Origin of the sequence: Corynebacterium striatum ATCC 6940 (genome assembly GCF_000159135.1) — a bacterium.
In the GTDB taxonomy this organism is placed as follows: Bacteria; Actinomycetota; Actinomycetes; order Mycobacteriales; family Mycobacteriaceae; genus Corynebacterium; species Corynebacterium striatum.
In genome coordinates this window covers 144,737-162,517 of sequence record NZ_GG667520.1, presented here as the reverse complement: position 1 = coordinate 162,517, position 17,781 = coordinate 144,737, and the positions used below count along the sequence as shown (strand labels likewise).

Below are 17,781 nucleotides of genomic sequence, written 5' to 3'. Positions count from 1 at the left end.
CATCTTCGTGGTCGAGGACGCAGACGCGCTTCGCGACGTCGTCAAGCACCACTAAGCTCCGCATCAGCTACCAACCTGCGTCCGAACCATCCTTCCGCCCCAAACGCCCCACCTAGGCAGCACAAGATGGTCAAAGTGCACATCAACCGCTGACGCTGAGCGCACTTTCGACTGTTTTTAGCTCAGCGCAGCAGCAACCAGCCCATTAAACAGCGGGTGCGGACGCGTCGGGCGCGACTTGTACTCCGGGTGCGCCTGGATAGCCACCATGAATGGGTGCTCAGGGTACTCAACAAACTCCACCAGCTTTCCATCGGGCGAAGTGCCGGAGAATACGAGGCCGGAGCCCTCAGTAATCTGCTCGCGGTAGGCGTTGTTGACCTCGTAGCGGTGGCGGTGACGCTCAGAGACCTCGGTGGCTCCATAGGCCGCAGCCACAACGGAGCCTTCCTGCAACGTCGCCGGGTACGCGCCCAAGCGCATGGTGCCACCCAAATCGGCCTCGCCGGCTACTGCCGCCTGCTGCTCCTCCATCGTCGCAATGACCGGCGATGGCGTATTCGGGTCGAACTCCGTCGAGGACGCATCCGAAATACCCGCCCGTCGCGCCGCCTCAAGCACCGTGCACTGCAGACCCAGGCACAAGCCCAGGAACGGAACCTTCTTCTCACGGGCATAAGACACCGCCGCAATCTTGCCCTCAATCCCGCGCACGCCAAAGCCGCCCGGCACCACAATCGCATCGAGCTCGCCCAGCTGGCCGGCTGCGTCGGTCTCGCAGTCATCTGAGGTAATCCACTTAATGTTTGCCTTCGCATGGTGGGCAAATGCGGCGTGGCGGATAGCCTCCGCCACCGACAGATACGCATCCTGCAGGTCAATGTACTTGCCTACGATGCCCACGGTGACCTCGCGCTGCGGGTTGTGCACGCGATCGAGCAGATCGCCCCACTGCGTCCAATCCACATCACGGAATGGCAGCCCCAGCTTGCGAATCACAAAGGTATCCAGGTGCTCCCTGTAGAGCACCTCCGGAATGTCATAAATGGACGGCGAGTCTGGGCAGGACACTACGCCTTCCTCGTCTACGTCGGTCATCAGCGCGATCTTGTGCTTCAGGCCATCTGGCACCACGCGGTCGCAGCGCAGCACCACCGCATCCGGCACAATGCCGATGGAGCGCAGCTCAGCCACCGAGTGCTGGGTCGGCTTAGTCTTCAGCTCCCCCGACGTGCCCAGGTACGGCACCAGCGAGCAGTGAATGAAGAAGATGTTCTCGCGTCCTACCGCGTGGCGCACCTGGCGGGCGGCTTCGAGGAAGGGCTGAGATTCGATGTCGCCGACCGTGCCACCGATTTCAGAGATAACCACGTCCGGCACGTTGCCCTCAGCATCCGGTTCGGCCATGGCTAACACGCGGTCCTTGATTTCATCCGTGATATGCGGGATGACCTGCACGGTCTTGCCCAAGTATTCACCGCGGCGCTCCTTGGCGATCACCGAGGAGTACACCTTGCCCGTGGTCACGTTGGCGTTCTTGGTCAGGTTGCGGTCGAGGAAACGCTCGTAGTGGCCGAGGTCGAGGTCGGTCTCAGCGCCGTCCTCCGTAACGAAGACCTCGCCATGCTCAAACGGATTCATCGTTCCTGGGTCTACGTTGAGGTATGGGTCGAGCTTCTGCATGGTCACGGAGAGCCCGCGGGCGATGAGCAGTTGACCCAGCGACGCCGCCGTCAGGCCCTTACCCAGGGAGGACACGACGCCTCCGGTGACAAAAATGAACTTGGTCTGCTGACTGGAGCGCGATGGCATGATATGCGCCTTTCGGGAGTTTTGACTGCGAATGTGGCAGGCAATGCGCAGCGTTATGACCCCACGATCAAAAAAATCCGCGGGCGCCTCACGCGGCGACCTACGGATCTTCAGGCTATCACCGAATCAGCCCAGAAAACAATCAGACGACAGATATGCAGCTAGGAGGGCATTTTTCACTGCGGCAGGAAACGCTAATTTCGCTTCACAAATCCCATACGCGGGCGGAAGCCCTGCGGGTGCTTCATTTGGGCAACTGCATCACCGATGATCATGCGATTGCGCGCGCTTAGCGACGCCGGCATCTGCGCCACCGAGAACCACTGCGCCGCCAAGTTTTCCTCGTCAGAGACAACCGGCTCCGCCCCATCCGGAACACTCAAACGCAGGGCGGTGGACATGAACATGCACTCGTCGCCATTGCCGTAAACAACCGGCCCAACCTGACCTACTCCGAGCAGCGCCTCAGCCTTCGCATCGAGGCCAATTTCCTCTTTGACCTCGCGAATCGCTGTGGTGGTGATTTCCTCTCCCGGCTCGCAGATGCCTTCCACCGGCGCCCACGTCTCATTGTCCGCGCGCTGCACGAGAAGCACCGACGGCACTTCCCACAGCGCAGCGTTCATGGGCACGTCACGAATGATGACCGCCGTGCAAGCCTGCAGGAAGAGTTGGTCGTGGCCAATTTTTTCACGCAATGTGAGGATGTAGTCAGGAGTCGCCATAGCATCTACTCTATCCCGCCTCATTCTTTGTGGTTTATCCACAAGGTCTACTGAGCCTGGGCCACTTCGCTGCCAAGTACCTGCGGGATGAGTTCAAAGATGTCCGCGGCCGGGGTAAAGGACAGTTCCATGTCTGGATGGTCGGAACAATCATGGTTTTCCTGGATTTGCTTGGTCGTGCCAGAGACCACTCCGATAACAGCGTTGCCCCCTGGCAGCGATGCGTATATGGGTCCTCCCGAATCCCCTTGCGTACCGCAGATTCGGGCACGCGCGGCGGTGGTCTCAAGGCGAGTATCCCCTGCGTTGAGCCCACTCTTTTCCGGCCCATGGGTCAGCTCCCCGCAAGTCTCCCCAGTGATGCGCCCTAGCTTGCACAACTGCTGCGGCAATTCCTCAGTAGTGGCAAGATTCGCCTCCATATACTTCGGCGTGTAGTAGCCTACGTCGCCATGCAGCTCGATGAACGCCACGTCTAGGCCGTGCCCATCCTCAGCAAAAAGATCGGAGTAGACCACCTCACCAACAGGTTCGGCTGGATAAGTAAACGTGCGATGAGCGTTGCCAGCCCATACTCGGTCCCCGACCTGGCCACAGTGTGACGCCGTGACCGCGAAGGTACGGCCATCTTCCAGAGTGAAAGACCACGCGGCGGTACACATCTGGAAATCAAAGTACTCACCTGGTTGTGGATCTTGGGAGGAGATATCAAGAGCCGTACCAGGCGGCATCGGCGATACCGCCGGTTTGATCGTTCCAGGGTTAGAAGCGCTGAGTCTATCCGGGGCAGTACTTGCGAGAGGGGTAGCCGCTGCCACATCTTCCGGTGGGGATGAAGCGGTGAGGGCATTCGCGGCGTCGCCAAGCGCGTGCTGCAGAGTCTCCACAGGAATGAGCGAACAGCCGCCGAGGCCAATTGCGAGCGCCACGGCGGCTAGTGGTGTGAAAAAGCGCGGTCTAAACCGCTGCATCACCATCGGTGTTCTTTCCCGGGGTCTCGCCCGTCTTGTTTTCCTTTTCCTTGTTTTCCTTTTCCATCTCGGCCATCTGCTTCATGTCGCGAATGAACTTCTCTGGGTCAAACTCGGTGAAGTATTCCGGGCCGGAGAATTGCTCTTGTGCCATGTCTTCTTCCTACTTGACGTCGGTGTTCGCGATGGAGGTGCGGATGAAGTCCTGCACCGCCGCCGCGTCGTTGGGCAGATCCGTGACGTGGCGGTCTGCGTCCATGATGCCAGCGAAACGCTCCGGAGTGGCAGGCTCGGTGCCGATCGCCTCGACAATGGTCTCGGAGAACTTGACCGGAAGGGCCGTCTCCAAGCAGATGATCGGGGTGGTGATGTTGGTCTCTTGCTGAGCGTCACGCGCGACCTTAATGCCGTCCGCGGTGTGCGGATCCACCAGATAGTTGTACGTGTCGTTGACGTCCTTAATGGTGGCCAGGCGGTCGGCGTGGGTGGAGCTGCCGGAGACGAAGCCGTACTGCTCACGGGCCTTTTCCAGCTCCTCTTTACTCAGCACGAAGCCGCCCTCTTTGAGCTTGGGACCAAAGAGCTCCGCGGTGCGCTCCGCGTCGCGGCCCACGAGGTCGAAGATGAAGCGCTCGAAGTTCGATGCGCGGGAGATATCCATCGATGGCGAGGAGGTCTTGTAGGTCTCAGCCGAGGGGCGCGGGCGGTAGTTGCCAGTGCGGAAAAATTCATCGAGAACGTCGTTCTCGTTGGTGGCCACGATGAGTTTGTCGATGGGAAGCCCCATCGAACGTGCGATATGGCCTGCGCAGATGTCGCCGAAGTTGCCGGTAGGAACGCTGAAGGAGACCTTCTGCTCATTGTCCGTGGTGATCTTAAGGTAGCAGTTGATGTAGTAGACAACCTGCGCCATTAGACGTGCCCAGTTGATGGAGTTGACCGCACCGATGCGGTACTCCTTCTTGAAAGCGGCATCGTTTGAGGTGGCCTTGACCACGTCCTGGCAGTCGTCGAAGACGCCGTCGAGGGCAATGTTGAAGATGTTCGGGTCATCCAAGCCGAACATCTGAGCCTGCTGGAACGGGGTCATGCGCCCGGCTGGGGTGAGCATGAAGACGCGAATACCCTTGCGGCCGCGCATGGCGTACTCGGCGGAGGAGCCGGTATCGCCGGAGGTGGCGCCCAGGATGTTCAGGGTCTCATCACGGCGCGCGAGTTCGTACTCGAAGAGCTCGCCGAGCAGCTGCATGGCCATGTCCTTGAAGGCAGCGGTGGGGCCTTCGGAGAGGTGGCCCACGAAGAGGCCGTCGCCCAGCTCAGTCACGGGGACAATTTCCTCGCTGCTGAACTTCGGATAGGTGTACGCGCGCTTGGCGATGCCCTCGAGATCATCAGTGGGTATATCATCCACGAAGAGCTTGAGCACCTCCGCGGCCAAGGCCGCATACCCCTGTTCGGCAAGCAGCTGGCGCCACTCGTTGAGCACGGCACCGGAAAGCTGCGGATAGGATTCCGGCAGGTAAAGACCTCCATCAGGGGCTAGGCCTCCGAGGAGGATATCCGTAAAAGAGGCGGGCTGGCGGGCTGCATCACGCGTAGAAATGAACTTCACCCCCTGCATCTTAGTAGGGCGGGCGTAAAGTATCAGCCATGTCTGCGCCAAATCCACGGGAAGTTGTGACCACCAAGGCCTTATCCATTTGGGTTGCCGCGATGCTTGTCTACATCGTGGCGATTACCGGGCGTACCTCTTTTGGTGTGGCGGGGCTGGAAGCGATGGCGCGTTTCGACGTCGATGCCTCTCGCATTGCGGTCTTCACCTCGGTGCAGTTGGGCATCTATGCGTTTGCACAGATTCCTACGGGTGTGCTCATTGATAAGTATGGCCCTCGCAAACTGCTCGTTATCGGCGCTGTCATCATGGGCGTGGGGCAGGTAGCACTGGGCTTAACCACAAATTATTGGATGGCTATTGCCGCTCGGCTTTTGATTGGAGCGGGCGACGCCACGGCTTTCTTATCCGTGATGCGCATCCTGCCATATTGGTTCCCTTTGCACCGCACGCCAATGTTTACCCAGGTGACCTCGTCGTTGGGTCAGCTCGGCCAGTTCGTCTCCGCTATTCCTTTCGCTGCGCTTTTGGGGTGGACTGGATGGACCACGGCCTTTGTAGCTTTGGGTGCGGCGGGCATCCTCATCGCATTAGCTGCGGCGGTTGCCGTAGCAGACACGCCTGAATCTCTAGGCATCATCGAAACTCCCGCCGAGCAGCCCAATTCGCAGGCGCATTCCTTGGCCGCCAGCCTGGCCATGGTGCTGCGTTCCCCCGTTGCATGGCAAGGATTTTTCATCCACTTCTGTGGCCTTTTGGGTGCGACTGTATTTGTCATGTTGTGGGGAATGCCGTTCATGACGGAGGGACTAGGAATCTCCAAGGTGCAGGCCGGAACGGTGCTGACCTTTTATACGATCTGCATGATTACGTTAGGGCCAATTCACGGCAAGATTTCCTCGCGCGCACAGGGTTTCCGCGACTGGATGGCACTGTTTTTCACGACACTCAACATAATGTCGTGGACGGCTTTCTTCCTCTGGGGCAACAGCTTCTTCAGCCTTTTCATCCTCATGGTGGCTATTTCCTTGTGCTCGCCGTGCTCGAACTATGGCTTCGACATCGTGCGCGAGAACATGGAACGCAGCGTGGTGGCCACGGCAACAGGCTTGGCCAACATGGGTGGATTCATCTCTTCGATGGTGGCAGCGCAAATTTTTGGCATGGTGCTCGATAGCCGTGGCCACGCGCCGCACTACGAACTGGGCGACTTCCACGCGGCCGCTGTAACTTCCCTCATCATTTGGCTTGCGGGCATGCTCGGCATAGTTGTCACGCACTTCCTGCGCAAGCGCGGCGGCGGCTACCGCCCAAAGGTGACCGTGGTCAGCGTTTCCTAGTTGATGAGGAAGTTAATGGTCTCCTCGGGGGCGTCGAGAAGCTCCCGCGTGGCGACCACGGGCTCGGCTTGGTCGAAGGGAATTTTTTCGAAGCCGGACTCCCCTAGCTCGACGATGTCGGCGCCTGGCGCGGCCAGCAGAATCGGTGAGTGCGTTGCGATGATGAACTGCGCACCACGCTGCGCTGCTTGGTGAATCTCGGCGATGAGTGCCATCTGTCGAATCACTGACAGTCCGGCTTCGGGTTCGTCAAGGATATAAAGGCCACGTCCATCGACGTATTCGCCGAGAACGTCAAAGACGGACTCGCCATGAGAGCGGCTGAGAAGATCGACGTCGATGGGCAGGTGGCTGCGGCCGCCACGCTCCTTTGGTTGATTCGCGGCCTTGAGCACTGATTCGTGGGTCTCGGCGCGCAAGAAATAACCGCGGTGGAGGTTGCCGTTAAGGGAGCACTTCAACACGCGTGCCAGACCGCGCAGTGGCGCGCGCTCGCGGTCTGGGTCGTCGTACCGTCCGCCCAGGGGCGAGAAACGCAGTGCCACAGCGATCGCTTCTAAAAGCGTGGACTTACCCGCGCCATTCTCCCCCACCAAGCAGGTCACCGGCGCTGTGAACTCGAAGTAGGGCAGGTCGATGAGGTATTGCACGCTGGGCAGGTCCAGCAGATAGTCTTCGAAAGGAGGCTCGGAAATGCTAATCGATTGCAGCAGCATAGCCCCTACTATATTTGCTGACGGTATGCGCGGCGCGTTGATACCGAGCAGCTAATGCGACTTATCTTCTACGCCTCGCAACGCCGCGCCCAGGTTTTCGCCCGGATGGTGCGCACTTGGGTCTTTGCTCGTGGGGATTTCCACGCTGGATTCAAGCGGCATCGCATTGACCGCATAAGAAATACCGAATCCGCCGCTAATGGGGATGGCAATCGCTAGGCCAATGCCACCGATTGTGCCGAGTTTTTCGCGCCAAGTCATGTTCCTCCTCCACACGAAGTGCGTTATGCATTCGTTACCTTTATGACCTTTATGACATTGAGGTTAAGGTCCTGGGCTGGAGAAAACTTCGAGCCGCCCTGCACGGCGACTGTGTATTGATGGGAAGTCTTACAGGTAGAGGTTGCCAGGTGGAGGTCTAGAGCCCAACAATCAGCGGAACCATTGAGCCGGTGAGCTTTCCGCAACGATGGTGTCCACGGCGGGGTTGATGAGGCCTGCGTCAAAAGCCGCAAGCACCGCCTCAGCCTCAGCGCGATTGAGGGTGCCCTGCTCTTGGGCCTTTTTGAGAATCTGCACCATCGTCAAACGCGCTTCAGTACGATTCGAAGCAGACTCGAATATTTCCCGGGGCATCGACTCGATAGGAATTCCCAGCGCTTCCGCAAGGGAATACATCCGGTCCTCATCATCTACGTTGGTGGGAGAATAAGGATTCTCGATCTGCAGCACACCACCGGCGATTGCCTCTTCTACCGTCTGGGCATTCGCTGGCGGGTGATGGCGCGTAGTGGCGAACCACCCAACCGCTACGGCGATGACTGACATAGTAATGACAAGCGCCCAGACTGCGGCAATCTTGTTTTTCTGCACGGTGATGAGTCTACTTCCCTGTTAAATACTCGGACCAAAGGTACCAAAAGAGCTGCCTCCGCGTGGCGGGTCGAGTCGCTCAGAGAGAATATCGATAATGGAACGGATAGCGTTATCGCCCAGTGGCCGCTCAACACTATGCCGCGGATGCGCGGTGGCCTGTGGGTTTTCCGCTTGCGGCTTTTCGGCGCGCGGGGAGGACACATCTACCCGCAGGTGGGTGCCGTCAAGGACCAGGTCGGCGTCGTCAGTAGCGCTCGCAGCACGCGCGGCGGCGAGGAATGCCTCAAGGTCAGCGAGGGTGGCGGTGGTGATGTCAAGGGACAGGTTCAAGGACATGGTGAGCTCCTTCTGGTGCGCTGGAAAGTGTTTTCGCTTTCCAAGCCTAGGCGCTACACGGCGCTACCGACAGGGCCCAGCGCACAATTCGGGGATAAATCAGGGTGAACCCTTAGCGCTCGTCGTGCTCGAAGGTTTCCGCTTCGCCCCAGAAGACCTCGTCGACTACCTTGCGGGCGTGGCGCGTTGTCTTGAGATAGACGTCCAAGAACTCCTGGTTTTCCTCCGGCGCCCATCCGGCAGCGCCCGCCACCTGGGCCAGCTGCGGGCCTGGAGTGGGTAGCTGATCCACGCGTTTGCCACGCACCAGCACAAGGGCGTTGCGGGCATCGGTGGCCATGAGCCATGCTTCGCGCAGTATCTGTGCCTGGTGCGCAGGGACAAGCTCATGCTTTTCGACGGCGTCCAGAACCCGCAGCGTCGAGGGATCATGCAGGTCCTCGAATTCGTGGGCATGCATCATCGTGAGCAACTGCACGGTCCACTCGATATCTGTAAGTCCACCGCGCCCCAGCTTGGTGTGGGTATTGCGGTCCGCGCCACGTGGCAGGCGTTCGTTGTCCACGCGTGCTTTCATGCGGCGAATCTCGCGGATGGTTTTCTCGCTCACGCCGTCGGTTGGGTAGCGGAACTTGTCCACCATGGCGAGGAATTCGTCGCCGACACTGCGGTCACCGGCCACGAACGCAGCGCGCAGCAGCGCCTGCATCTCCCAGGCCTCGCCCCATTCGCGGTAGTAACGCTCATAAGAGGCAATGGTGCGCACGACGGCGCCGGAGCGCCCCTCTGGACGCAGCCCTAGGTCAACATCGAGTGGCGGATCGCCGGAGGGCTTCGACAGACGCCTGCGCAGCTTGTCGATGATCCCGATCGCCCACTTCACAGCCTCAGTTTCATCGTTTCCGGTGGCCGGCTCCGCAACGACTATCACGTCCGCGTCAGATCCGAATCCGAGCTCCATGCCGCCTAGGCGGCCCATGCCGATGACGGCGATGCGCGCGGGCGGGTTCTTCTCTCCTACCTCGTTGAGCCATACGCGAACCTCAGCGCGCAGGGCGGCTTCCAGAACGGCATTCCAAATCGTGGACAACTCATAACAAACCTGCTGCACAGGCATAAACCCCAGAAGGTCAGCTGCAGCGATGCGGGCTAGCTCCACGCGGCGCAGGGAACGCGCAACGCGCACGGCCTTGTCGGGGTCGGCGTGGCGCTTGGTGGAATTGACCAGGGACTTCGAGACTTGCTCGGGCTTGGTCTCCAGGAGCTTCGGGCCGGAGGCGCCGTCGGAGAGCTGCTTGACGACGTCGGGAGCGCTGATGATGAGATCCGCAGCAAACGGGGAGGTGCCCAGGATAATCATGAGCCTTTGGCCCACGATTCCCTCGTCACGCAGCATGCGCAGGAACCACTGGCGGTCATACGCAGCTTCAGAAAGCTTGCGGTAGTTAAGCAGGCCCATATCCGGGTCAGCAGTCGAGGACAACCAGCCCATGAGCGTAGGCAGCAAGATGGCCTGGATCTTGGCCTTGCGGGAGGTGCCCGCAGCCAGGGAGGTCAGGTGCTCAAAAGCGCGGTCTGGGTAGGCGTAGCCAAGGGCGCCCAGCTGCAGCTTTGCTGCCTCTGGGGAAAGCTTGAGCTCGTCTGCAGACATGGCCACCACGGAGTTGAGCAGTGGGCGGTAGAACAAGCGCGAGTGTAGGTCTTGGATGCGCAAACGCGTTTCCTTCAGGTACTTGTTCATGCGCTCGGCAGCGGACTTATTGCCCTGCGGGTTGAAGCCGGCAATGATGGCCAGCCACTTGAGGGCGGCCGTGTCATCCGGCTCTGGCAGCACGTGGGTGCGGCGGAAACGCTCGAGTTGGAGGCGGTGCTCAAGCAAGCGCAGGAACTCGTAGGCGTCAATCAGCTGGTTGCCGTCTTCGCGTCCCACGTATCCGGCAGCGACCAATGCGGTAAGGGCATCAACGGTGGACAAGACGCGCAGCGTTTCGTCAGAGCGGCCGTGTACCAGCTGGAGCAGCTGGACAGCGAACTCGACGTCGCGCAGGCCGCCCTCGCCCAGCTTAAGCTCGCGCTGGCGCAGCTCCTTGGGCACGTTCTCCAGTACTCGGCGACGCATGGCTTGGACGTCTTCGACGAAGGAGTCGCGCTGCGATGCGGTCCAGACCATCGGGCCAATCTGGGCAAGGTACTCCTGCGCCAAAGGCAGGTAGCCGGTCTGCGGGCGAGCCTTGAGAAGGGCCTGGAACTCCCAGGTCTCGGCCCACCGCTTGTAGTAGGCAACGTGGGATTCGAGGGTGCGAACGAGCGCACCAGACTTGCCTTCGGGCCGCAGGTTCGCATCGACTTCGAAAAAGCATGCGGAGCCTACGCGATTGAATTCGGAGGCGACCCTGGTGATTTTCGGGGTGACGACGTCGCTGACAAAGATGACATCGACGTCCGAGATGTAGTTCAGTTCGCCCGCTCCGCACTTGCCCATCGCCATGACGGCCAGCTTGGCGTCGAGGGGGTCCTCGCCAAACACGGTGCGGACGGCGACGGCGAGCGCTGCGGTCAGAGCGGCGTCGGCAAGCGCAGTCAGCAAATGCGTAACTTCCTGAAACTTCACACGTGGCTGCGGATGCGCCTGGCCTTTGCGAGAGTAGAACGTACCGGCGACATCGTGTGCGGCGATGCGCATCATAAGCGTGCGATACGTGGATTTGAGGGCGACTTTGTGGTCCCCTTCCGCGGCCCGGTAGGTGCCCGCCGTACTGAGGTCGGAAGAGGCGGTATCCGGTGTGGATTCCGATTCCGAGCCAGTGGGCTCTGCGGAGTCTTCTGACTGCGCGAACTCAGCCGGAGTAGCGCTGACGCAGCCCAGCATTTCCTGCAGCATCTCAGTGGGTGTGGGCAAAGGCTTTGCAAGCTCAGACCACAGGTGAGGATTGGCCGCCAGGTGGTCGCCAAATGCGGAGGAGGCGCCCAACAAGGCCAGAGTGCGCACGCGCAATGCTTCGTCTGCGCGCAGCTCGGCATCAAGCTCAGGAGCTGCCTCGTAGATCCGGATCAGCGTATTGAGCGTAAGGTCTGGGTCTCCGGAGGCGGCCAACGTCCACAGCAGATCAAGGGACTCTGGATTGTTCCATCCCAATTGCTCAAGATCTGCCAACGCGGTGGAACGCGTCAGGCCAAGGGTGGCTGGTGATGGAACGGCAATGGGGCGCATGAAATTCCTTGAAGGTTTCCCGTTTTAGTAGTTAAGGTTCAACTCGAAGTTAGTGATCTGCTGCTGGTAGGAGTGCCATTCGTCCCACTTGGCGCGCAGGAAGTACTCGAAGACATGCTCGCCTAAGACCTCTGCCATGAACTCCGACTTCTCGAACTCACGCAGCGCTTGGTCCAGGCTGACCGGCAAGTCACGGTAGCCCATTGCGCGCCGCTCTCGGCGAGTGAGCTGATGGACATCGTCCTCAGCGGGATCACCGAGCTCGTAGCCTTCTTTGATGCCACGCAAGCCGGCTGCCAAAAGCACCGCGTAGCCCAAATATGGGTTCATTGCCGAATCCAGGGAGCGGATCTCTACGCGGCGTGACTCCGCCTTCCCCAAACGGTAGGTAGGCACGCGCACCAGCGCGGAGCGGTTGGATACGCCCCAGGTTGCCGAGCCGGGCGCCTCGTTGCCGAACATCAGGCGCTTGTAGGAATTGGTCCACTGGTTGGTAACTGCCGTCATCTCCACGGAGTGCTCTAGGATGCCCGCGATGAACTGCTTGGCCGTGGTGGACAAGGAGAATTCATCGTCTGGATCATGGAATGCATTGTGCTCGCCCTCGAAAAGGCTCAAGTGCGTGTGCATGCCGGAGCCTGGCAAGTGTTCAAAAGGCTTCGGCATGAACGTGGCCTGGACTTTTTGGTCAGCAGCCACCTGTTTAATGACGTGGCGGAAGGTCATGATGTTATCGGCCATGGTCATTACGTCGGCATGGCGCAGATCGATCTCCTGCTGGCCCGGCGCGGTTTCGTGGTGGCTGAACTCGGTGGCGATGCTCATTGCCTCAAGCGCTGACATGGCGCGGCGGCGGAAGCTTGGCGCACGATCGTGGGTGGCTTGGTCAAAGTAGCCGCCGTTATCCGTCGCGATGAGATTGGTATTGTCTAGCGACTGTTCCAACAGGTAGAACTCAATTTCCGGTGCGGCCATGCAGGTAAAGCCCTCATTGGCGCTCTCAGTTACCTGGCGGCGCAGGATATGGCGCGGATCCACCATGGAAGGTTGGCCATCCGGCTGCGCGATATCGCAGAACATTCGCGCTGAGATAATGTCCGGATCATCCTGGTCGAAAGGCATGATCTGGAAGGTCGACGGATCTGGCAGCGCCAAAGTGTCCGACTCAGAAATACGAGAAAAGCCTTCAATTGATGAACCATCGAAGCCCACGCCCTCTTCAAAAGCAGACTCCAGCTCAGAAGGGCTCATGACCACGGACTTGAGTGCACCCAAAATGTCAGTGAACCACAGGCGAATGAAACGAATATCGCGTTCTTCGACCGTGCGCAGGACGAATTCATGTTGGCTGTTCATGTTCTAAACCTTACCTTCGAATCGAACGAGCGTTGTGCACTCTATCGGACACTTTTAGGGCACTTCTTTGCCCAGTTCAGCAAAGCATCGCGGGGGCGAAGAACGGGGGCGAAAGCATGCAGTGGTGTCCGTTCGCCGTGCTTTCCTATTGGCACATACGAACACACGTACTAAAGGGAGGAAAGTATGTACCGCTCACACAACCAGACCCAGGACCGCGCCCAGCAGGCACTAACTAACCAAGCAATAGACCTTGTAGTCGCCGCCGCGGGGAAAGGATGGTCACCCTACGACCTACTGCACGTATTAGGAACCGCAAGCCACCCCATCCTCTTCCGGGCGGCCCCACGCATCCCGGCACGCATTACTTCACCTGCGTTGAGAAAAGATTGGCTGATGTTAGCCCCTCCCAAGCGTGCATCAATTTCCGTTCCGAAGACAAAGCTGCGTGCGATAGTCGATCAACTGGCAAAGCTTCCCCTGCTCCGCGATACTGAGCTACTCGCTGGTGCGCCGGGCACGAAGTCTGCAGGTGGCGGCTCCAAACAAGAAAAGATTCGGGAAAAGGTGGCCAATTTGCTGCGTAAAGCCGAGTCCACACCTTTCGAAGATGAGGCGGATGCGTTGATAGCCAAAGCCCAATCCTTGCAACAGCGCTATCGCATTGACGAGGTTTTGGACGCAGACCAGGTGGATTGCCTTGCCCGGCGCGTGTATATCCATACGCCGTATGTGAAGCATCAAGCCACTCTGCTCGGCGTCATTGCCCACCACAACGGGTGCGCCACGGTACTCGTGCATGGCAAAGGCCTAGCGAGCGTCATTGGATCCGCAACAGATACGGCACACGTAGCCCAGCTCTTTGATTCACTTAACCGCCAGTGTGACTGGTACATGCGCTCGGGCAACGGAGCCGCGGAAGCGCGACGTCGCGGCGACACCGCCGCATATCGGCGTAGCTTCTTACTGGCCTATGCCGCTCGCATTGGTGAGCTACTTGATGAAGCCAACTTCGAAGGTCTCGCAGACGCCGCTAATGAACACAGCGCAGAGAATGGAAACGATGCAGCCGGCCGTGAACTTGCGCGCCGCGCTATTCCGGCTCTATATGACCGACAAGTCAAGTCTGAGGAAACACGCAATCGACTCTTTCCGCACCTTTCCTCAATGTCCTTATCAGCTTCTAGTTGGGCAGGCGTTAATGACGGCGTGAACGCTGCCGAAAAGTCCTGTTTTTCAGGCGATTCGCGGGGATTAGATGGCCCCCGTGAGGTTGCTAGTTAATGGCTGCAAATGCAAACACATTTGCTCCGCGGGCCAGGTAGGCTACTGATAAGTAATCCAGATTATTGATACGTACTGACAAAGGTGTGTGCATGTCCACCAAGACTTTCCTCGAAGTCGAAGCAAAGTTCGCCGTTGCTGAGTCCATCCAGTTGCCAGAGCTGACTCGACTCAGCGGCGTCAATCACATCGCTGAAACCCGCAAACACGCACTTTCCGCCATCTACTACGACACTGAGGATCTGCGCCTGACCCACGCCAAGATCACTCTCCGTCGCCGCACTGGTGGAAACGATGATGGCTGGCACCTCAAGATTCCGGAGGCCAAGGGCCGCACCGAAATCCATGCGGAGCTAGGTGAGCCAGTTGATGGCCGCTACGAGGTCCCGGCTGAGCTCCTCCGCGAAGTTCGTTCCGTTGTTCGCAACCACGCTCTCGAGCCCATCGCCCAGGTCGACAACAACCGCACCGAGCTTGTCCTCGCGGATGCACAGGGCAAGGCTGTCGCGGAGTTCTGCGACGACCATGTCACGGCATTCTCTTTCCTTCCCGGCGGCGGCCAGCAGTCTTGGCGCGAGTGGGAAGTTGAACTCGCAGGTGATCTGCCAGGCACCAAGGATGGTTCCTGCTTCATCCGTGAGGCAACCTCCCTTCTCATCGGAGCTGGTGCTCGCGTATCGGCATCCCCGTCCAAGCTGAAGACTGCCCTGGGCGATTCCATCGACAGCGCTCCCCTTCCCCCAGCGTTAGCGAATTCCAACGTGGAACCAGACTCTGCGGCTGCGGCAGTGGTCACTGCTTTGAAGGCAAACCGCGACAAGCTTGTTGACTACGACCCACGCGTTCGCCGCAATGAGTGGGATTCCGTTCACCAGATGCGCGTTGCGACCCGCGAGTTGCGCAGCCACATTCAGACCTTCCACGGCATCGTTGTTGGTCCTGAGATTGAGCGCATCGAAGCGGAGTTGAAGCAGCTCGCCAGCATCCTCGGCGTGGCGCGTGACGCCGAGGTTGTTGAGGAACGTTGGCTCAACCTCCTCGCTTCCGAGGACTCCAACACGTTGGACGATGCAACGCGCGAGCACATCTCTCGTGACATGGGGACGGCCTTCCGCAGGGCACACCGCCACGTAGTTGCCGCACTGGATTCTGACCGCTACCTGGCGCTGCTCGATTCTCTCGACCAATTCTTGGCTAACCCACCAGTGGCTGAAGACTCCGAACTCGAGCTTTCTGAAGCTGACGACGCAGCTGTAATCTCGAGCGTCACCCCAGCCGAGCCAACTGCCGAATCCGCAGCCGAGGATTCCCAAAAGCCTTCGAAGAAGGATGAAGAGCCGCATGACATGGACACTGTCATGGCGCTGCACCTGAATGAGGCCTACAAGAAGCTGGTCAAGCGCCACGAGAAGGCAGTTAAGAACTGGGATAACCTAGAGCTGACTCTGCACGAGCGCGAGAACTACTTCCACGACATGCGCAAGGCTGCCAAGAAGCTGCGTTATGCCGCTGAGGCCGCTGGTTCTGCAACTAACTTGAAGACCAAGAACCTGTACAAGGCTTGCAAGGACATGCAGTCTGTCTTGGGCGACTTCCAGGATTCAGTGACTTCGCGTGACAAGCTGCTTGAGCTGGCTAATACCGCTCGTCGCCGTGGCGAAGACACCTTTGGCTACGGTCTGCTCTACCAGCGTGAGCGCGCGATTGGCTTGGAAGCACTCGATGACTACGCGGAGTCTTTCAAGGCTATCAAGTCCGCATTCAAGCCTTTGAGCAAAAAGCTGAAGAAGTAGGCCTAAGCATGGGTGTTTGCTGACAAGGCAAACGAAAACGGCGCCGCTTCCTACATGGTGATGTGGGAAGCGGCGCTATTTTGGTGTTTAGTCCTCAGCCTCGTCGTAAGCATCTGCTGCCTCATTGCGGGCCTTGGCAATCTCGATGGCGCGCTCGGCCTCTTCGCGGGTGGCGTACGGGCCCATGCGGTTATCCCAACCGCTTTCGGCGCCCTGGGTTACCTGGCCAGTGGAAGTGTCGTAGTACCACTGCTTATCTGAATCAGTCATTGTCAGACTCCTTATCGCTTGAGCCCCATGTTTCCACCCGGTCAGCCGACATCGCAGGTGGCGGTGGCCGGCGGCCACCCTAGGGCGATGAGGGTTGCCACCACCTTACAGACAGATCCCCGGCAGCGTCCGGCGGGCATCACGCTAGACTATGAAGGTCCCGAGTCCCAGCAGCATTACAAGGAGATCCGCCCACCATGCCCATGTGGTCCACGCCTTCTACCCCAGCCGCGGAGCGAATCCGCGCTGCCCACCTCGAACTAGTAGGCACGGAACCTGCGCATATTGCCAGCGCACCAGCAACTTGGTCGCTCATCGGCGAGCACATCGATCACTTCGGCGGTGTAACAGTAATGGGCGTTGCGGATCTCAACGCGGCTGCTGCAGTCAGCCCCCGCGACGACGGCACCATCGCCGTCCACATCGTGCCCGCCCACGGCGAGACCATCCATGACTCCATCAGCTTCAGCGAGCTGACCAAACGCGCCGCTGAGCAGCTTCCTTCCGTCGACTCCGAAGGTCAGCCCGTCATTCCCCCGGCACCCGTCGGCGGCATCGCTGCCCGCTGGGGCGGCATCGCACACACCATGATCAACCGTCAGCTGCTCTCCCGCGAGACCGCCGGCGTCGACATCACCGTGGTCAACGACATTCCATTCGAGTCCGGCCTCGGCGCGCTGGCCGCTGGTGACGTCGCCGTTGCCCTCGCATTGCTCGGCGACGCTGAGGATCTCCACGACGCTCCCCTGCGCGCCCGCATCGCTGACGTGTGCTCCCAGTCCGTGGGCACCTTCGCCGAATACCCCGCGCTGCGTGCCCGCCACACCGCGGCCCTGCGCGGCGTCGGCGAGACCGTGACCATCGTCGATTACGCCGACGGCTCCGTCACCCAAGCCCCGCACCCAGTCACCCGCGAAATCGCCGCCTTCGCTGTCACCGTCCCCGGCGACTTTGACGCCACCCCCGGCGTCGCCGCCATCCGCCAGCGCGAGCGCTTCATCGACGACGCCTGCCACGCCTTCGGCGCTGAATCGCTACGCCTGCTTCCCGACGCCTCCCAGCGCGTCCTCGACTGGCTCAAAGCCGTGCACAAGGTCCATGGCTCGCAGAACCAGCCTTCCCTCGCTGAGGCCGCAGAGTGGCTGACCTTCTACACCGAAGAAAACGAGCGCGCCCAAGAACTAGCCCGCGCCCTGCGCTCCCGTCGCGGAGCTGACCTCTTCCCACTGCTCAACCAGTCACAGACTGCCCTGGCCACCGTCTACGGCCTACACACCGCCGAGAAGATCGCCGAGCTCGTCACCGTCCGCGGCGCCCGTTCCGCGCGCTCTGCGCACGCCGGAACCTCGCAGGCAGTCATCGCTTTCGTCCCTGCCACCAAGGCAGAGAACTTCGCCGCCGACCTAGCCGAGGATGGCCTCCTCGTGGTGCCGCTGCATGGCGGCGAGCCAGCCACCACGCACTAGGCCACGCTAAAAC

The 17,781-nt window shown here is 59.9% G+C and carries 16 protein-coding genes; 4 read left to right on the top strand and 12 right to left on the bottom strand.

The genetic code is table 11. The features are described 5' to 3' along the window. Positions 1 to 177: 177 nt before the first annotated feature. From pyrG to thrC, 5 genes are all read right to left on the bottom strand, one after another. Positions 178 to 1,812 (bottom strand): CTP synthase, encoded by a 1,635-nt coding sequence (gene pyrG, locus HMPREF0308_RS03080; RefSeq protein WP_005528606.1) that lies wholly within the window; start codon positions 1,810 to 1,812, stop codon positions 178 to 180. Between the two features lie 194 nt (positions 1,813 to 2,006). Then, positions 2,007 to 2,537 carry an NUDIX hydrolase gene (locus HMPREF0308_RS03075; RefSeq protein WP_005528604.1) on the bottom strand — a complete coding sequence of 177 codons (531 nt, stop codon included), beginning with the start codon at positions 2,535 to 2,537 and terminating at the stop codon, positions 2,007 to 2,009. A gap of 47 nt (positions 2,538 to 2,584) precedes the next feature. Continuing rightward, a complete protein-coding gene (locus tag HMPREF0308_RS03070; RefSeq protein ID WP_236251963.1) occupies positions 2,585 to 3,466 on the bottom strand; it encodes a trypsin-like serine protease in 882 nt (293 codons plus the stop codon). A 28-nt stretch (positions 3,467 to 3,494) separates the two neighbouring features. Further along, on the bottom strand, positions 3,495 to 3,662 hold the full coding sequence (locus tag HMPREF0308_RS13850; RefSeq protein ID WP_005528599.1) for a hypothetical protein: 168 nt from the start codon (positions 3,660 to 3,662) through the stop codon (positions 3,495 to 3,497). A 9-nt stretch (positions 3,663 to 3,671) separates the two neighbouring features. Then, a complete protein-coding gene (thrC, locus tag HMPREF0308_RS03065; protein WP_034656791.1) occupies positions 3,672 to 5,120 on the bottom strand; it encodes a threonine synthase in 1,449 nt (482 codons plus the stop codon). A gap of 38 nt (positions 5,121 to 5,158) precedes the next feature. Between thrC and HMPREF0308_RS03060 the strand changes: the two genes are divergently transcribed. After that, positions 5,159 to 6,460: an MFS transporter gene (locus HMPREF0308_RS03060; protein WP_005528596.1), complete on the top strand. Its 1,302-nt coding sequence runs from the start codon at positions 5,159 to 5,161 to the stop codon at positions 6,458 to 6,460. Here HMPREF0308_RS03060 and HMPREF0308_RS03055 read toward each other — a convergent pair. The 6 genes from HMPREF0308_RS03055 to HMPREF0308_RS03030 form a co-directional block, all read right to left on the bottom strand. Continuing rightward, the gene (locus HMPREF0308_RS03055; RefSeq protein ID WP_005528594.1) at positions 6,457 to 7,176 is read right to left on the bottom strand and encodes an AAA family ATPase; all 720 of its coding nucleotides are present in this window, start codon (positions 7,174 to 7,176) and stop codon (positions 6,457 to 6,459) included. The two genes, HMPREF0308_RS03060 and HMPREF0308_RS03055, sit on opposite strands and share 4 nt — an antisense overlap. Positions 7,177 to 7,227: 51 nt before the next feature. Continuing rightward, positions 7,228 to 7,437, bottom strand: coding sequence for a hypothetical protein (locus HMPREF0308_RS03050; RefSeq protein WP_005528592.1), 210 nt, complete (start codon positions 7,435 to 7,437; stop codon positions 7,228 to 7,230). A gap of 171 nt (positions 7,438 to 7,608) precedes the next feature. Beyond that, positions 7,609 to 8,049, bottom strand: coding sequence for a hypothetical protein (locus tag HMPREF0308_RS03045; RefSeq protein WP_005528590.1), 441 nt, complete (start codon positions 8,047 to 8,049; stop codon positions 7,609 to 7,611). A gap of 21 nt (positions 8,050 to 8,070) precedes the next feature. Then, positions 8,071 to 8,388 carry a hypothetical protein gene (locus tag HMPREF0308_RS03040; RefSeq protein WP_005528589.1) on the bottom strand — a complete coding sequence of 106 codons (318 nt, stop codon included), beginning with the start codon at positions 8,386 to 8,388 and terminating at the stop codon, positions 8,071 to 8,073. 112 nt (positions 8,389 to 8,500) lie between these two features. Continuing rightward, positions 8,501 to 11,599: a bifunctional [glutamine synthetase] adenylyltransferase/[glutamine synthetase]-adenylyl-L-tyrosine phosphorylase gene (locus HMPREF0308_RS03035; RefSeq protein WP_005528587.1), complete on the bottom strand. Its 3,099-nt coding sequence runs from the start codon at positions 11,597 to 11,599 to the stop codon at positions 8,501 to 8,503. Positions 11,600 to 11,623: 24 nt separating this feature from the next. Continuing rightward, positions 11,624 to 12,955, bottom strand: coding sequence for a glutamine synthetase family protein (locus tag HMPREF0308_RS03030; protein WP_005528586.1), 1,332 nt, complete (start codon positions 12,953 to 12,955; stop codon positions 11,624 to 11,626). Between the two features lie 186 nt (positions 12,956 to 13,141). Between HMPREF0308_RS03030 and HMPREF0308_RS03025 the strand changes: the two genes are divergently transcribed. Continuing rightward, on the top strand, positions 13,142 to 14,239 hold the full coding sequence (locus HMPREF0308_RS03025; RefSeq protein WP_005528584.1) for a DUF2786 domain-containing protein: 1,098 nt from the start codon (positions 13,142 to 13,144) through the stop codon (positions 14,237 to 14,239). 92 nt (positions 14,240 to 14,331) lie between these two features. After that, entirely contained in the window at positions 14,332 to 16,032 is a 1,701-nt protein-coding gene (locus HMPREF0308_RS03020) for a CYTH and CHAD domain-containing protein (RefSeq protein ID WP_005528582.1), read from the top strand. A gap of 87 nt (positions 16,033 to 16,119) precedes the next feature. Here HMPREF0308_RS03020 and HMPREF0308_RS03015 read toward each other — a convergent pair whose 3' ends face one another. Continuing rightward, positions 16,120 to 16,302 (bottom strand): hypothetical protein, encoded by a 183-nt coding sequence (locus HMPREF0308_RS03015; protein ID WP_005528580.1) that lies wholly within the window; start codon positions 16,300 to 16,302, stop codon positions 16,120 to 16,122. Positions 16,303 to 16,499: 197 nt separating this feature from the next. Between HMPREF0308_RS03015 and HMPREF0308_RS03010 the strand changes: the two genes are divergently transcribed. Then, positions 16,500 to 17,768 carry a galactokinase family protein gene (locus HMPREF0308_RS03010; RefSeq protein WP_005528578.1) on the top strand — a complete coding sequence of 423 codons (1,269 nt, stop codon included), beginning with the start codon at positions 16,500 to 16,502 and terminating at the stop codon, positions 17,766 to 17,768. Positions 17,769 to 17,781: the final 13 nt, after the last annotated feature.

Coding starts and splice junctions, on each gene's coding strand:
- pyrG (WP_005528606.1), bottom strand. CDS start 1,812: ATGCCATCGCGCTCCAGTCAGCAGACCAAGTTCATTTTTGTCACCGGA.
- HMPREF0308_RS03075 (WP_005528604.1), bottom strand. CDS start 2,537: ATGGCGACTCCTGACTACATCCTCACATTGCGTGAAAAAATTGGCCAC.
- HMPREF0308_RS13850 (WP_005528599.1), bottom strand. CDS start 3,662: ATGGCACAAGAGCAATTCTCCGGCCCGGAATACTTCACCGAGTTTGAC.
- HMPREF0308_RS03060 (WP_005528596.1), top strand. CDS start 5,159: ATGTCTGCGCCAAATCCACGGGAAGTTGTGACCACCAAGGCCTTATCC.
- HMPREF0308_RS03055 (WP_005528594.1), bottom strand. CDS start 7,176: ATGCTGCTGCAATCGATTAGCATTTCCGAGCCTCCTTTCGAAGACTAT.
- HMPREF0308_RS03050 (WP_005528592.1), bottom strand. CDS start 7,437: ATGACTTGGCGCGAAAAACTCGGCACAATCGGTGGCATTGGCCTAGCG.
- HMPREF0308_RS03040 (WP_005528589.1), bottom strand. CDS start 8,388: ATGTCCTTGAACCTGTCCCTTGACATCACCACCGCCACCCTCGCTGAC.
- HMPREF0308_RS03035 (WP_005528587.1), bottom strand. CDS start 11,599: ATGCGCCCCATTGCCGTTCCATCACCAGCCACCCTTGGCCTGACGCGT.
- HMPREF0308_RS03030 (WP_005528586.1), bottom strand. CDS start 12,955: ATGAACAGCCAACATGAATTCGTCCTGCGCACGGTCGAAGAACGCGAT.
- HMPREF0308_RS03025 (WP_005528584.1), top strand. CDS start 13,142: ATGTACCGCTCACACAACCAGACCCAGGACCGCGCCCAGCAGGCACTA.
- HMPREF0308_RS03020 (WP_005528582.1), top strand. CDS start 14,332: ATGTCCACCAAGACTTTCCTCGAAGTCGAAGCAAAGTTCGCCGTTGCT.
- HMPREF0308_RS03015 (WP_005528580.1), bottom strand. CDS start 16,302: ATGACTGATTCAGATAAGCAGTGGTACTACGACACTTCCACTGGCCAG.
- HMPREF0308_RS03010 (WP_005528578.1), top strand. CDS start 16,500: ATGCCCATGTGGTCCACGCCTTCTACCCCAGCCGCGGAGCGAATCCGC.